The 14,132-nt window shown below is 40.3% G+C and carries 18 protein-coding genes; all 18 read left to right on the forward strand.

The window, feature by feature from the left end; genetic code table 11:
• The first annotated feature begins 6 nt into the window (after positions 1-6).
• Positions 7-1,662, forward strand: coding sequence for a histidine kinase (locus DWZ38_RS10480; RefSeq protein ID WP_117852503.1), 1,656 nt, complete (start codon positions 7-9; stop codon positions 1,660-1,662).
• Positions 1,637-3,226: a helix-turn-helix domain-containing protein gene (locus DWZ38_RS10485; RefSeq protein ID WP_178105315.1), complete on the forward strand. Its 1,590-nt coding sequence runs from the start codon at positions 1,637-1,639 to the stop codon at positions 3,224-3,226. The genes DWZ38_RS10480 and DWZ38_RS10485 overlap by 26 nt, the downstream gene beginning before the upstream one ends.
• A gap of 20 nt (positions 3,227-3,246) precedes the next feature.
• The gene (locus DWZ38_RS10490) at positions 3,247-4,209 is read left to right on the forward strand and encodes an aldo/keto reductase (RefSeq protein ID WP_117852508.1); all 963 of its coding nucleotides are present in this window, start codon (positions 3,247-3,249) and stop codon (positions 4,207-4,209) included.
• A 2-nt stretch (positions 4,210-4,211) separates the two neighbouring features.
• Positions 4,212-5,066 (forward strand): class II fructose-bisphosphate aldolase, encoded by an 855-nt coding sequence (locus tag DWZ38_RS10495; protein ID WP_117852510.1) that lies wholly within the window; start codon positions 4,212-4,214, stop codon positions 5,064-5,066.
• Positions 5,067-5,082: 16 nt separating this feature from the next.
• The gene (locus tag DWZ38_RS10500; RefSeq protein ID WP_117852512.1) at positions 5,083-6,066 is read left to right on the forward strand and encodes a carbohydrate kinase family protein; all 984 of its coding nucleotides are present in this window, start codon (positions 5,083-5,085) and stop codon (positions 6,064-6,066) included.
• Complete coding sequence (locus DWZ38_RS10505) at positions 6,059-7,444, forward strand: fucose isomerase (RefSeq protein WP_117852514.1); 1,386 nt, start codon at positions 6,059-6,061, stop codon at positions 7,442-7,444. The genes DWZ38_RS10500 and DWZ38_RS10505 overlap by 8 nt, the downstream gene beginning before the upstream one ends.
• Positions 7,445-7,459: 15 nt before the next feature.
• Entirely contained in the window at positions 7,460-7,966 is a 507-nt protein-coding gene (locus tag DWZ38_RS10510) for an ureidoglycolate lyase (RefSeq protein WP_117852516.1), read from the forward strand.
• Positions 7,967-8,405: 439 nt separating this feature from the next.
• Positions 8,406-8,708, forward strand: coding sequence for a transposase (locus DWZ38_RS10515; RefSeq protein WP_243000233.1), 303 nt, complete (start codon positions 8,406-8,408; stop codon positions 8,706-8,708).
• A 451-nt stretch (positions 8,709-9,159) separates the two neighbouring features.
• Positions 9,160-9,477: a 30S ribosomal protein S10 gene (rpsJ, locus tag DWZ38_RS10520; RefSeq protein ID WP_117852518.1), complete on the forward strand. Its 318-nt coding sequence runs from the start codon at positions 9,160-9,162 to the stop codon at positions 9,475-9,477.
• A gap of 80 nt (positions 9,478-9,557) precedes the next feature.
• Positions 9,558-10,190, forward strand: a complete 633-nt coding sequence (gene rplC, locus DWZ38_RS10525; RefSeq protein WP_117852520.1) for a 50S ribosomal protein L3 — start codon at positions 9,558-9,560, stop codon at positions 10,188-10,190.
• A 21-nt stretch (positions 10,191-10,211) separates the two neighbouring features.
• Entirely contained in the window at positions 10,212-10,832 is a 621-nt protein-coding gene (rplD, locus tag DWZ38_RS10530) for a 50S ribosomal protein L4 (RefSeq protein ID WP_117852522.1), read from the forward strand.
• Positions 10,832-11,131, forward strand: a complete 300-nt coding sequence (rplW, locus tag DWZ38_RS10535) for a 50S ribosomal protein L23 (protein ID WP_117852524.1) — start codon at positions 10,832-10,834, stop codon at positions 11,129-11,131. Before rplD ends, rplW begins: the two co-directional genes overlap by 1 nt.
• A gap of 58 nt (positions 11,132-11,189) precedes the next feature.
• Positions 11,190-12,035 carry a 50S ribosomal protein L2 gene (gene rplB, locus DWZ38_RS10540; protein WP_117852526.1) on the forward strand — a complete coding sequence of 282 codons (846 nt, stop codon included), beginning with the start codon at positions 11,190-11,192 and terminating at the stop codon, positions 12,033-12,035.
• 15 nt (positions 12,036-12,050) lie between these two features.
• Positions 12,051-12,332: a 30S ribosomal protein S19 gene (gene rpsS / locus DWZ38_RS10545; RefSeq protein WP_015526921.1), complete on the forward strand. Its 282-nt coding sequence runs from the start codon at positions 12,051-12,053 to the stop codon at positions 12,330-12,332.
• 98 nt (positions 12,333-12,430) lie between these two features.
• On the forward strand, positions 12,431-12,820 hold the full coding sequence (gene rplV, locus DWZ38_RS10550; RefSeq protein ID WP_117852663.1) for a 50S ribosomal protein L22: 390 nt from the start codon (positions 12,431-12,433) through the stop codon (positions 12,818-12,820).
• 11 nt (positions 12,821-12,831) lie between these two features.
• The gene (rpsC, locus tag DWZ38_RS10555; RefSeq protein WP_117852529.1) at positions 12,832-13,488 is read left to right on the forward strand and encodes a 30S ribosomal protein S3; all 657 of its coding nucleotides are present in this window, start codon (positions 12,832-12,834) and stop codon (positions 13,486-13,488) included.
• The gene (gene rplP / locus DWZ38_RS10560; protein WP_117852531.1) at positions 13,488-13,925 is read left to right on the forward strand and encodes a 50S ribosomal protein L16; all 438 of its coding nucleotides are present in this window, start codon (positions 13,488-13,490) and stop codon (positions 13,923-13,925) included. The genes rpsC and rplP overlap by 1 nt, the downstream gene beginning before the upstream one ends.
• Positions 13,915-14,124 (forward strand): 50S ribosomal protein L29, encoded by a 210-nt coding sequence (rpmC, locus tag DWZ38_RS10565; protein ID WP_117852533.1) that lies wholly within the window; start codon positions 13,915-13,917, stop codon positions 14,122-14,124. The genes rplP and rpmC overlap by 11 nt, the downstream gene beginning before the upstream one ends.
• Positions 14,125-14,132 lie beyond the last annotated feature (8 nt).

A 14,132-nucleotide genomic window follows, 5' to 3' on the forward strand; every position in this document is an offset into this window, starting at 1 on the left:
ATTATTATGACTCAGCCCTTTTTTGTCAGATATTTAAAAAAGTTCCTGATTATTAGTATTGTACTGCAATGTATATGCACTTTGGTACTGATCGCTTTTTACGTACAGAAACGTCAGACAGATGAGCAGCAGATGGTGCAGATTGCAGATCGTTTTGTACAGAAAATAGAGTCAGAATTGCAGAATAATTCAAATTACATGAACCAGACGGTAATTCTCAGGCGGGATTACCGTAATATGTATCAGATGAACGATTTGGAAAGAGTCAATAAAATATCAGATTTACAGATGATTTATAAATTGCTGGGAGAGATGGCTGACATTCCTTATAACTATTTCGTATATGACAGAGAGAAGGACAGCTTTCTTGAACTGACCAGGGTCGACATACAGTTTTCACAATATCGGGAAATACGAAATACATTAAAAGAACGCCTGAAGATGGATAATGAAGAAAACAAAAGCGGAGTCTGGTATCTTGCAGAAACACCAGCTGGCAGGGTAATTCTGTCCAGCTGGCATTATGAAAACTATATGCTGGGTACCTGGACGAGAGAATGTGATCTCCTGTCTGGAATTAATACAATTGACTGGGGAAAATATGGGCAGGTGGAACTTCTGCCAGGGCACAAAGAACAAGATGAGAAGCAATTTCATCTGTGGGGAAACAGTGTGTTGTGTTACAGCTTTCCAAACTGTAATACGGACTTTTCAGTTCAGATTACCATTTCTAAAGATGGAGGCCTTAAATGGCAAATGCTTATTCAGATTTTCCAAATACTTATGTTAATGTGGGTGATTGGAATTCTGATTGAATTAACCCGGTATGTAAGACGTTCTTTTTTGGTTCCGACTCAAAATCTAATAGAGATATTAGAGAAATATCAGACAGCAGACAGTGAAACAGGAAAGCCAGAGAATGACACTTCTTTACAAGATGCTTATGAAATTCTGGATAAGCTTGGAAAAAGAGCGGATAGCCTTACAACGAAGCTCTATGCAAACGAGCTTGAAAAAAAACAGTTGGAAATTAACTTCAGAAATTTGCAGATCAGGCCTCATTTTTTTGCCAATTGTCTTACAATGTTGTCTGCAATGGCAGAGAACAATGAAATTGAGAAAATCAATAAGCTTACAGTATGTCTTGCCAATTATTACCGATATATTATGCATGATTGCATGGATATGGTCACAGTGGGGCAGGAAGTATCCCATATGAACGATGTTATAGCGGTCAATGACGAGTGGAACAGTAATCAGATTATATTTACTTCTGAGATAGAGGAAAGTGCCAAAAATCGGAAAATTCCTGTATTGATGATCAGCACCTTTCTGGAAAACTCCATTAAGCATACGGTCGGACGGGAAGGAATTCTGCAAATTGGGTTAAGGGTATGGACAGAAAAAAAGGTATTATGTATTCGTATCACGGATAATGGAGAAGGCTTTCAGAAGGAAATGCTTGAAGGATTCAGACAGGGAATTTATCCGAAAGAAAAGCTGGGAAGACACATTGGTATCAATAATGTGATTCAGAGATTGAAATTAATTTATGAAGGACAGGCCAATGTTGAGTTTTCCTGCGCCGAAAATGGAGGCGCATGTGTGGAAATTCATATACCACAGGAGGAAACAGATGAAGCTTTTGATTGTAGACGATAACAAATATGTTGTTGCATTTTTGCGCAAACAGCTAAATTGGGAGGCCTTTGGCATTGAGGAGCTTATCGGAGTATATAGTGTGGAGCAGGCAAAAGAGGTTTTCCTGAATAAGCAGATTGATTTTTTGATTACGGATATTGAAATGCCGGTACAAAATGGATTTGATCTTCTGGAGTGGCTAAAAAATCAGAATATACGTTCAGAGACGATCTTGCTCACAAGTTATGCTGATTTTTCTTATGCTCAGCTGGCCGTGAAATATCAGTGCTTTGATTACCTCCTGAAACCGGTAGACAGAAATGTTCTGGAAGACATTGTAAAGAAGCTTGTCACGAAACGAATTGATTATCAGAAACAGCAACAGCTGCAGGAACTTGGAAATAACTGGATATCGCATCAGAATCTGGTGAAAGAAATGTTCTGGCGAGAATTGGTAAATGAGGAAAATATAGTAACGCAGGAAAATCTGGCGAGCAGGATAAAAAAGGATAAGCTGAGTTATACGCAGGGACAAAGCTTTGTAGCGATGTTGATCTGTCTTGAAGAAGAACAAGAGAATTTTAGCAAAGAGCTGTTAAGCTTCACCTGTGAGAATATATTGAGAGAGATTGTGGAAAAAGAGCATATCGGACTGGAATTTTTGTCATATAACAGTTATGCCCAGTTTGTTGCTGTTTTTTCAGGTGCAAATCCATTTCCATATAAACAGTTGAAGCATGCAGCAGAATGTTTTGCTGAAACTTTTTCTTCTTTTTATCATCATAAGACAATTTGTTATCTTAGTGAATGTTGTGAGATTATAAATGTTCATTCACATATCCGAAAACTGGAAGAAATCTTTCTGGATAATTTGAACCGTGAGAGCGGCGTTTTCCTGGAAAAAGATTTCAGCAAAAGGTTGGACACTGCCTATAACGAACCAGAAATTGATGAATGGAGAGCATTGCTTCTGGAGAAAAGACTGGATTTGTTTGAACAGAGGGTCTGCGGATATTTTGACGGAGTAAAGCGTACACAGGCAATTGATTCTCATTTTTTGCATGCGGTTTTGGCAGACTGGAATATGATGTCAGTTAATATTTTAAAAGAATGTAATCTTACAACGTATCAAGTAGTGACAAAATTGCGTAACAGGGAGCTAGAAGAACGGGCAGTTGTTAATGTTTCCTGCATGGAGAAATTGATTTTATCTGAGGCAGCTATGATTTCAGAACAGATTAACTATGTGGAAAAAGAAGATCAGATTATTGCAGATATTAAAGCATATATAAAAAAATACCTGGACAGTGTAACAAGAAGCCAGATCGCAAGTGATTTTTATTTATCTCCCAGTTATCTGTCTAAACTGTTTCGTAGCCAGAATGGAATATCGTTAAGTGAATATATTCAAAGAAGCAGAATGAGAGAGGCAAGAAGATTACTCCTGCAAAGTACTCTTAGTATCAGCCAGATTGCAGAAACAGTTGGATATCCAAGTTTTGCACATTTTTCCAAGCAATTTAAAAAAATGAATGGTATGACACCAAATGAATATCGTAAAAACAATGAAGGACAAGAAAGATAATCCTGTGGGAGGATATACTTATGGAATATAAAAAATTAGGAAATACTGCAATAAAAGTATCACCATTTGTTATGGGATGCTGGTCTGTAGGCGGTGATTATTTTGGAAGTATAGAGGATACAAACAGCATTCGATGCATTAAGACATACCTGGAACATGGAATCAATACTTTTGATACTGCAGAAGTTTATGGAATGGGAAGAGCGGAGAAAGTGCTGGGAGAAGCATTAAAAGGGACGGACAGAGAGTCTGTTGTTGTTTTTTCTAAAGTATGGCCATTGCATTATGGAAAGAAAGAAATGGAAGAGGCTTGCGATCAAAGCTTAAAGAGGCTGGGAATGGATTATCTGGATGTTTATTTTTTACATTATCCACCGCAGGCAGGAACGTCAATGGAATTGGCTATGGAGAGCATAAATGAGCTGAAGAGAAAGGGAAAAATCAGAAGTATTGGTGTTTCAAATTTCACTTTAGATATGCTTAAGGAGGCATCTGCTTACGGTACAGTAGATGTAATTCAGCCTTGTTATAATTTGCTGTGGCGCTATATCGATAAAGATATCCTACCTTATTGCGTAAAAGAAAATATTGGGGTGATTCCTTACAGTACACTGGCACAGGGATTGCTTACCGGCAGGTTTACAAAAGATACTCAGATTACAGGTGGGCGTGCGAAGGCTGCATTGTTTCAGCCAGGTGTTTATGAAGAATGCCTGGAGGTAACGGATGCCCTTATTGAATTAGGAAAAAAATATGATCACAGCGCAACACAGATCTGTATTAACTGGCTTGTAAAAAATCCGAATCTTACAGCGCCGATTGTGGGAGGTGCAAATGCCGAGCATGCACTTGACAATCTGAAAGCGCTTGATTTTATCATGGAGCAGGAAGATTACAAAAAAATAGATGAAATAAGCAGTGCGTTTTGCGAAAAAATGCCTGAGTATCAGCTGTTTTTTGATACAAAAGTAAAGGGGGAATAAAAATGTCACTTGTAAAAGTAAACGAATTACTTCAGCATGCTACCGAACATCATTACGGTGTTGCTGCCATTAATACAGTTAATTATGAAACCATCAGCTGTGCAATTGCGGCTGCTGAGGCTGAAAGAGTACCTGTAATTATTCAGTTTTTTCCGGGGTTGGATAAGTATATTCCGTTGAAACATATTTCTTATATGGCAAAGGATCTTGCGAATAAAGCTACTGTACCGGTTGCTGTGCATCTGGACCATTCTGCTTCTTATGAAATTGCAGTTGGTGGTATACGTGATGGTTTTCCGTCCGTTATGGTTGATGGATCTGCGCTACCGTATGAAGAAAATATTGAAGTTACCAAAGCGGTGGTGAAAACAGCATCTATTTTTGATGTGGATGTGGAAGCTGAACTGGGGCATGTAGGAAATGCACAGAATCTTGATGATTTAACAAATACAGATCATTTTACTAATGTAGACAAGGCTGTGGAGTTCGTGGAGAGGACAGGATGCGGTTCTCTTGCAATTGCTGTAGGAAATGCACATGGTAACTACATCCAGAAACCAGATCTGGATTTTGATCGCATTAAAGAGATCAGAAAGGCAGTTTCAATTCCGCTGGTTATGCACGGATGTTCCGGAATCCCTGACGAACAAATGCAGGAAGCTGTGAATCTTGGCATGAGCAAGTTTAATATTGCAACGGAATATTTTACCGCTATGTATCGTTCTATGGAGCAGGGAATGGAAGCAACAGGACATGACGGCAATGGATTGAAAATGCTGTTTATTTCTAGAAAAGGAATGATTGATTTTGTAGCAGGAAAGATGCGTCTGTTGAATCCTAATAAATTTTCTATGTAAAACGGGGGGGAGAGATATGAAAAGGCAGTTTGACGTATATGGATTGGATGCTCCCTGCATAGATCTGAATTTGAATCTTAAAAATTTGCCACAGAAAAATCATGGGGCATTAATTACAGGCTTATCCTGGCAGGGTGGCGGTAAGGTATCAAGTGGTCTGGTAGCTTGCGCAAGGCTGGGAGGAAAGTGTGCTGCCGGGGGAACATTAGGAGATGATGTCTATGGAAGATTCTGTTACGCTGATTTTGTGCGTCATGGAATTAACGTGGATGATATGGTGTTGCATAAAAATGCGGCAACACATTTCAGTATCGTAGTAAGTGACCAGAAAACACAGTCAAGGACGATTTTATTTAAGAAAGGAACTATACCGAAGCTTCTTGAATCTGAGGTTGGCTGGAATAAAATTAAAAATTCCAGATATCTGTTTATTGCAGATACATCAGAGCTAACCGGAAAAATAGTAGATTTTGCAAGAGAAAATGGAACAGAAATTTTTATTGATGCGGACTTTTATTCTGAGGCACTTAAAGAGATGATTCCGAAGATTGATGTTTTTATTGGGTCTGAATTTGTATTTGATGGTCTGTTCCCGGAGAGCAAGGAAAAAGGTCTGGAGAAACTGGAAGAAGAATGCAGGGAAATATTTGCATCAGGACCGAAGATCGTTGTGTTCACTTTCGGCGAGAAAGGCTGTGTAGGCTACAGTAAGGAAGGCTTTTTTGTCCTTCCGGCGTTTTCTGTTGATGTTGTAGATACGGTAGGAGCTGGAGATGTTTTTCATGGTGCATTTCTGGCACAGTTACTTAAAGGACAGAGCGTAATGGAGTGTGCAAGGGCCGCCAGTGCTGTTTCCGCTATTAAATGTACCAGAATTGGAGGAAGAGCAGGAATTCCAAATTCGGAAACATTGCAAAAATTTTTAGATACTGGCGAAATAGATTACACGGAGATTGATGAGAGAGTTAATTTTTACCGAAGAGGGTTAGAGCATGTATAAAGCAAATGTTAAAATTGGGGTTTTGCCTACAAGAAGAGGAATGCTGGACCTTGAGACAGCAACCAGAGAAAAAGAAAAATTCATGCCGGTTATCCGAAGCATTAAAGCTGAAAATGTTACTTTGGTGGATATTGATGATATCTGTACCAATGGAATTATTGAGAATGAGGCTTTTGCACCGGCGGTTGTGGATAAGTTTCGCAAAGAAAATGTAGATGCAATATTTGTACCATTTTGTGATTTTGGTGATGAAGGCGCTGTTGTTGATGTAGTATCAAAGTTCCATGTTCCGGTGCTAGTCTGGGGAGCACGGGATGAATATCCAAACACACCGCAAAAGAGAGGAAGAGATACGCAATGTGGTATGTTTGCAGCAACTAAGGTATTACGCCGTTATGGCATTACATACAGTTATATTTTTAATGTTCCGGCAGATACTGAGGAATTTCGCAACGGTTATGAAAAATTTGTCCGTATAGCCTGCATTGTTAAAGATGTAAGAGGTCTGCGTATTGCCAAAATTGGGGAACGGCCTTCTCCATTTCGCAGTGTGATGACAGATGAAACCAAATTAATGAAAAAGTTTGGTATTCAGACGGTAGCAATTGCACCAGTAATGCTGCAGATGGAAGTAAACAAAATACTGGAAGCCAGAGGCGAAGATTTTGAGAAACAAGTGAAGGATTTAAAAATGCGTATGGATTGTTCTGCCATGGACGATGATTATACGGATAGACTTGTGGCATTTAAGGTGGCATTAGTATCAACACTTACCCGGAATCATTGTAATGTAGCTGCAATTGAATGCTGGCCAACCTGCGCTTTAATGAAGTTGCCATCTTGTGCTGTAATTGGAGAATTGACAGACTTAGGAATTCCGGTAGCATGTGAAACAGACATTAATGGAGCTATTACCATGTCAATTTTACGTGCTTGTACATTGGGAGAACAGGCTGAGTTTTTAGCAGACTTGACAATTCGACATCCGGAAAATGATAATGCAGAACTGTTATGGCACTGTGGACCATTTCCATATTCTTTGAAGGCAGAGAACAGCCAGGCGAAAATTGTAGGCGGACAGGGGCAGTTTGAATTGAAGCAGGGGGAATTGACTGTATGTAGGTTCGATGAAGTTAATGGCGAATATTGTCTGTTTGCTGGAGAAGCAAGAACAACAACTGGACCGGCTACAACTGGTACCTATGTCTGGATGGAAACAGATAACTGGAAAAAGTGGGAAGAAAAACTTATGTTTGGTCCTTATATCCATCATTTGGGAGGCATTTATGGAAAGATGTTTTCTGTATTAAAGGAAGCTGCAAGATATTTGGATATAAAGTTGGATTCTGTAGATGAACCTGGCCCGAGCTGTTTATGAGTGGAGGATGCTGATATGAAAACAATAAAAGTACAGCTGTTAAGTAAGGAAAAATTTGCAAAATATGGAGAGTACCAAAATTTACTGGATGATAAATCCTTGGCTGAGAAATCTATTTTTCCGTATAGTTTTTTTGCAGATGTAGTGAAACTGGATCTTGGTAATACAACATTGCCAACAATATCGGTATGTCAGGCAGTGAAGCCGGAAAAAATGGAAATTTCTATGCTGGAGGCACATCAGTTTACCTGTGAAGGATTGCTTGCTCTTGACGATGATATGATTATATTTGTGGGAACACCTTTGCCGGGAAAGACATTCAGTGTTGATAATCTGGAAGCCTTTCTGGTGCCGCAGGGCACTTTTGTAAAATTAGATCCATTTATTATTCATGGCTCACAGTATGCTGTTCATAAAGAATGTGCACATATACTGTGCCTGCTACCTGGAAGAACATTCAAAAATGATATACAAGCAGTGATGCTTTCGGAAGAAAAACGTGCTGAACTGATAATGGAATAAAAACTGGAAGTTCACAAAAAAGATAATGTAATTGCTACATAATAAATACGCTTCTTGATAAAAGGCTGCTGGCTGATGTGCGCTTTAGAGCGTTTTTTAACAGACTCTAAGGTGTTCATTTGGCTGGCGGCTATTTTTCTTCTAGAAAACTTTTACTTGCTAAATCGTAAAAGCCTACTAAAAAATGAATAACTACTTAAAATATGGATATTCATATTATTTCAGCTATAAATGAGCAAGTTTGTGATTTTGCATAAAAGAAAGAAACCTTAAATTCGATTATGTTGTACAATGAAAGTGACCAAACAAAATATTTGCAACATTCACGAGAAAGAAGGTGTCTCTCACAGATACGATACATCATTCGTCATTCATATACAACCAGTTTAAGAAATTTGACTTATGCAAATCTTATTCCAACAGAGTGGTAAATCACCTCATGAGCATTCTGATCAGCATTTTCAGCTCAGGATCCCATGGGAAAACCACAGACTTTGCTAAAAGCAGTTCTTGTCATAGAACTACAATTGCCCATTTTCTCAATTCTGGGAAATGGGATGATTTATTACTTTCAGATATATTAAAGCGTTCTGTCATTGAGATTATTTATTCAGAAGTAGCACGCACCGGAAAGCCTGTTTTTTGTATTGTAGACGATACGATAGTTTCAAAGACAAAGCCTTCGTCACGGGCTCTGCATCCGATTGAAGATGCGTATTTTCATCAGTCTCATTTAAAGTGAAAACAGGATTACGGGCATCAGGCAGTTGCGGTTATGCTTTCCTGCAACGGCATTGTTCTGAATTAAGCTATTGAATCTTTGGATGCTGGTATTATTATAATAGGAAAAAAGACAAAATATCTGCACAAAAATTGTATTTAAATTAGTACAAAAAATATTTCGATTTTTTGAAAAAAACACTTGCAATCTTTGAAAACCTTGTGTATACTAATATCTGCTGTGACATGATAGCAATGAAGCGTGAGGTTGCTGCCAGAAAGGCAGGTTTTCCGTGGAGCGAATGTCAAGTTAGGAAACTGACGACAAGTCACTGTACAAGTTCAATAGCCATCTAGGGGATGGGAGTGTGTGAAGAACCAAAGCACGAAGGTGTTTTAGGACACACACGGAGATGTGTACAGTCGCCGCTTGTCGTACTGATAGTGAGTACGAATAGGAGGAGACTTTTTTTATGGCAAATCAGGTAATGAGAATCACATTAAAAGCTTACGATCATCAGTTAGTAGATGCATCTGCTGCAAAGATCATCGATACTGTTAAGAAGAATGGTGCAACAGTTAGCGGTCCAGTTCCGCTTCCAACTAAGAAAGAGGTTGTTACAATCTTAAGAGCTGTTCACAAATATAAAGATTCCAGAGAGCAGTTCGAGCAGAGAACACATAAGAGACTGATTGATATCATTGCTCCGACCCAGAAGACAGTTGATGCTCTGTCCAGACTGGAAATGCCTGCTGGTGTTCATATCGACATCAAGATGAAGGCAAAATAATTAATCTTGTAAATGCATAAGCATTTAGCTATTTATTATATGATTACCCGAGAGGGCAATCCGCTATAGGAGGAAGAAAGATGAAGAAAGCTATTTTAGCTACCAAAGTCGGAATGACTCAGATCTTCAACGAAGATGGAATGTTAATTCCGGTAACCGTTTTACAGGCTGGTCCATGTGTTGTAACTCAGGTTAAAACAGATGAGAACGATGGATATACAGCAGTTCAGGTTGGCTTCGGCGACATCAGAGAGAAACTGGTGAACAAACCGGAAACAGGCCACTTTGCAAAAGCAGGCGTTGCAGTTAAGAGATTCGTAAAAGAGTTCCGTTTCGAGAACGCTGCTGAATATGAAGTAGGACAGGAAATTAAAGCTGATATCTTTGCAGCTGGCGATCACATCGATGCAACAGCTGTTTCCAAAGGTAAAGGTTTCCAGGGTGCAATCAAGAGACATGGACAGTCCAGAGGACCTATGGCTCACGGTTCCAAATATCATCGTCATGCAGGTTCCAATGGTGCTTGTTCTGATCCGAGCAAGGTATTCAAAGGAAAACACATGCCAGGTCATATGGGAAGCGAGCAGGTAACTGTTCAGAATCTTGAGATCGTACGCGTAGATACAGAGAATAACTTACTGTTAGTTAAAGGTGCTGTTCCAGGACCTAAGAAATCCTTGGTTACAATCAAAGAGACAGTAAAGTCCTTATAATAAGAAAGGAGGAGCACACAAATGGCAAACGTAACTGTTTATAATATGGAAGGCAATGAAGTTGGAACAATGGAGCTGAACGATGCAGTATTTGGCGTTGAGATCAATGAGCATCTTGTTCATCTTGCAGTTGTTCGTCAGCTTGCAAATAAACGCCAGGGTACTCAGAAAGCGAAAACTCGCTCTGAAGTAAGCGGCGGCGGAAGAAAACCGTGGAGACAGAAAGGAACCGGTCATGCAAGACAGGGATCCATCCGTGCTGCACAGTGGACAGGCGGCGGAATTATTTTCGCACCGACTCCAAGAGATTATGAAGTGAAAATGAACAAGAAAGAAAGAAGAGCAGCTCTTAAATCCGCTCTGACTTCCAAAGTTCAGGACAATAAATTCGTAGTTGTTGACAGCCTTGCAATTGCTGAAGCTAAGACAAAAGAAATGCAGAAGGTTCTTACAAACCTGAAAGCAGAGAAAGCTCTTATCGTAACAGCAGAGGAAGATAAGAACGTAATCCTTTCCGCAAGAAACATCGAGAACGTACAGACAGTAGCAGCTAACGGCATCAACGTATATGATGTTATGAGCCACGGTACTGTAGTAGTAACTAAAGACGCTGTAGCATCCATCGAGGAGGTATACGCATAATGGCTGATATTAAATATTATGACGTGATCAAAAGACCAGTGATCACTGAAAAATCCATGGCTGCTATGGGTGAGAAGAAATACACTTTCCTTGTTCATCCGGAAGCAAACAAAGCTCAGATCAAAGAAGCTGTTGAGAAAATGTTCGATGGAACAAAAGTTAAGAGCGTAAATACCATGAATCTTGATGGTAAGAAAAAACGCCGTGGAATGGTAGTTGGAAAAACTGCTAAATCCAAAAAAGCTATCGTTGCCCTTACAGAGGACAGCAAGGACATCGAGATCTTCGAAGGCCTTTAATTGATAGCACTTTATACGCATTCAAAAGCGTGAGAACAAATTTGAAAGGAGAAAAGAAATGGGAATCAAAAGTTATAACCCATATACACCGTCTAGAAGACATATGACTGGTTCCGACTTCTCTGAGATCACTAAGACTACACCAGAGAAATCCCTTACCGTGTCCTTAAAGAAAACTGCTGGACGCAACAACCAGGGTAAGATCACTGTAAGACACCACGGAGGCGGAAGCAGAAGAAAATATAGAATCATCGACTTCAAGAGAAGAAAAGATGGAATCCCGGCAGTAGTGAAATCTATTGAGTACGATCCAAACAGAACAGCTAATATCGCTCTTATCTGCTATGCAGACGGCGAGAAAGCATACATTCTTGCTCCAGAAGGACTTAAAGTTGGACAGAAAGTTATGAACGGACCGGAAGCTGAAATCCGTGTAGGTAACTGCTTACCGTTAGAGCTTATCCCGGTTGGTACTATGGTTCATAACATCGAGCTTCATCCTGGAAAGGGCGGCCAGATGGTTCGTTCCGCAGGAAACGGCGCTCAGCTTATGGCTAAAGAAGGCAAGTACGCTACACTTCGTCTCCCATCTGGTGAGATGAGAATGGTTCCGATCATCTGCCGTGCAACAGTAGGTATCATCGGAAACGGCGATCACAACCTGATTAACATCGGTAAAGCTGGTCGTAAGCGTCACATGGGAATCAGACCTACAGTTCGCGGTTCTGTCATGAACCCGAATGACCATCCACATGGTGGTGGAGAGGGCCGCGCTCCGGTTGGACGTCCAGGTCCGTGTACACCTTGGGGCAAACCTGCTCTTGGTCTGAAGACAAGAAAGAAAAACAAAGCGTCCAACAAGCTCATCGTAAGAAGACGCGATGGAAAAGCTTTAAGCAAATAATAAGGAGGATTAAGAATGTCTCGTTCACTGAAAAAAGGACCTTTTGCAGATCAGAGCTTACTTAAAAAAGTAGACGCATTAAACGCTGCAAATGATAAATCCGTAATCAAAACTTGGTCTCGCCGTTCCACAATCTTCCCGTCTTTTGTTGGACATACAATCGCTGTCCATGACGGAAGAAAACATGTGCCGGTATATATTACTGAGGATATGGTTGGTCACAAACTTGGTGAGTTTGTTGCTACCAGAACCTACAGAGGACACGGAAAAGACGAAAAGAAATCCGGTGTTCGCTAGTTAGAATTTTTCACCAGGCTGCCTGATCCGCAAGGAGCGGTTCGGGCATGCGCGGTGTTTCCCTGAATATTGAATATGACGAAAGGAGGCACTTTAAAATGGCAAAAGGACATAGAAGCCAGATTAAGAGAGCCAGAAATGAGAATAATAGAGAGACAAGACCGTCTGCAAAATTATCTTATGCAAGAATTTCTGTTCAGAAAGCCTGCTACGTTTTAGATGCAATCCGTGGCAAAGATGTGCAGACAGCACTTGGTATCCTGACATACAACCCAAGATACGCTTCCAGCGTAATCAAAAAGTTACTGGAATCAGCTATTGCTAACGCTGAGAATAATAACGGAATGAACGCAGACAATCTCGTAGTTGCAGCCTGCTATGCAAATAAAGGACCTACAATGAAGAGAATCCAGCCAAGAGCACAGGGTAGAGCTTACAGAATCGAGAAGAGAACAAGCCATATTACCATCGTGCTGGATGAGAAATAAGGAGGATAAGCATGGGACAGAAAGTTAACCCACATGGCCTTAGAGTCGGTGTTATCAAGGATTGGGATTCAAGATGGTATGCAGAGAGCGATTTCGCAGACTATCTGGTTGAGGATTACAACATCAGAACATTCCTTAAAAAGAAATTATACAGCGCAGGTGTTTCCAAAATCGAGATCGAGAGAGCATCTGACAGAGTAAAAGTTATCATCTACACAGCAAAACCTGGTATCGTAATCGGTAAAGGCGGCGCAGAGATCGAGAAAGTAAAAGCTGAACTTGCTAAATATACAGACAAGAAGCTTATCGTTGATATTAAAGAAGTTAAGAGACCAGACAGAGATGCTCAGCTTGTTGCAGAGAACATCGCTCTTCAGCTGGAGAACCGTATCTCCTTCAGACGTGCTATGAAATCTACAATGCAGCGTACAATGAAATCCGGTGCTAAGGGAATCAAAACATCCGTATCCGGACGTCTTGGCGGAGCTGATATGGCTCGTACAGAGTTCTACAGCGATGGAACTATCCCGCTTCAGACACTTCGTGCAGATATCGATTATGGTTTCGCAGAAGCAGACACCACATATGGCAAAGTTGGTGTAAAGGCATGGATCTACAATGGTGAGATTCTTCCAACAAAAGGAACTAAGGAAGGGAGCGATAAATAATGTTAATGCCAAAAAGAGTTAAACGTCGTAAACAATTCCGTGGCTCCATGAGAGGAAAAGCCCTTAGAGGTAATCAGATCAATTATGGTGAATTCGGTCTTGTTGCTACCGAGCCTTGCTGGATCAGATCTAATCAGATCGAGGCAGCCCGTGTTGCTATGACCCGTTATATCAAACGTGGTGGTAAGGTTTGGATCAAGATTTTCCCAGATAAACCAGTAACAGCAAAACCAGCAGAAACTCGTATGGGTTCCGGAAAAGGTGCCCTGGAATACTGGGTAGCAGTTGTTAAACCAGGACGTGTTATGTTTGAGATCGCAGGCGTTTCTGAAGAAATCGCTCGTGAGGCATTACGTCTTGCAATGCACAAGTTACCATGTAAATGCAAAATAGTTTCTCGTGCAGAGTTAGAAGGCGGTGATAACAGTGAAAATTAATAAATTCGTAGAAGATTTACAGGCAAAATCAGCTGCAGAATTAAACGACGAATTAGTAGCTGCTAAGAAAGAACTTTTCAATCTGAGATTTCAGAATGCAACCAATCAATTAGACAATACAGGACGAATCAAAGAGGTTCGCAGAAATATTGCCAGAATCCAGACAGTGATCACTGCGAAAGCTAACGCTTCCAAATAGTGAATTTA

This window comes from Ruminococcus sp. AF31-8BH, assembly GCF_003460605.1.
GTDB classification, from domain to species: Bacteria; Bacillota; Clostridia; order Lachnospirales; family Lachnospiraceae; genus Blautia_A; species Blautia_A acetigignens.

Coding starts and splice junctions, on each gene's coding strand:
- DWZ38_RS10495 (WP_117852510.1), top strand. CDS start 4,212: ATGTCACTTGTAAAAGTAAACGAATTACTTCAGCATGCTACCGAACAT.
- DWZ38_RS10490 (WP_117852508.1), top strand. CDS start 3,247: ATGGAATATAAAAAATTAGGAAATACTGCAATAAAAGTATCACCATTT.
- DWZ38_RS10485 (WP_178105315.1), top strand. CDS start 1,637: ATGAAGCTTTTGATTGTAGACGATAACAAATATGTTGTTGCATTTTTG.
- rplC (WP_117852520.1), top strand. CDS start 9,558: ATGAAGAAAGCTATTTTAGCTACCAAAGTCGGAATGACTCAGATCTTC.
- rpsS (WP_015526921.1), top strand. CDS start 12,051: ATGTCTCGTTCACTGAAAAAAGGACCTTTTGCAGATCAGAGCTTACTT.
- rplB (WP_117852526.1), top strand. CDS start 11,190: ATGGGAATCAAAAGTTATAACCCATATACACCGTCTAGAAGACATATG.
- DWZ38_RS10510 (WP_117852516.1), top strand. CDS start 7,460: ATGAAAACAATAAAAGTACAGCTGTTAAGTAAGGAAAAATTTGCAAAA.
- rplD (WP_117852522.1), top strand. CDS start 10,212: ATGGCAAACGTAACTGTTTATAATATGGAAGGCAATGAAGTTGGAACA.
- rplW (WP_117852524.1), top strand. CDS start 10,832: ATGGCTGATATTAAATATTATGACGTGATCAAAAGACCAGTGATCACT.
- DWZ38_RS10480 (WP_117852503.1), top strand. CDS start 7: ATGACTCAGCCCTTTTTTGTCAGATATTTAAAAAAGTTCCTGATTATT.
- rplV (WP_117852663.1), top strand. CDS start 12,431: ATGGCAAAAGGACATAGAAGCCAGATTAAGAGAGCCAGAAATGAGAAT.
- DWZ38_RS10505 (WP_117852514.1), top strand. CDS start 6,059: ATGTATAAAGCAAATGTTAAAATTGGGGTTTTGCCTACAAGAAGAGGA.
- rplP (WP_117852531.1), top strand. CDS start 13,488: ATGTTAATGCCAAAAAGAGTTAAACGTCGTAAACAATTCCGTGGCTCC.
- rpsC (WP_117852529.1), top strand. CDS start 12,832: ATGGGACAGAAAGTTAACCCACATGGCCTTAGAGTCGGTGTTATCAAG.
- DWZ38_RS10500 (WP_117852512.1), top strand. CDS start 5,083: ATGAAAAGGCAGTTTGACGTATATGGATTGGATGCTCCCTGCATAGAT.
- rpsJ (WP_117852518.1), top strand. CDS start 9,160: ATGGCAAATCAGGTAATGAGAATCACATTAAAAGCTTACGATCATCAG.
- DWZ38_RS10515 (WP_243000233.1), top strand. CDS start 8,406: ATGAGCATTCTGATCAGCATTTTCAGCTCAGGATCCCATGGGAAAACC.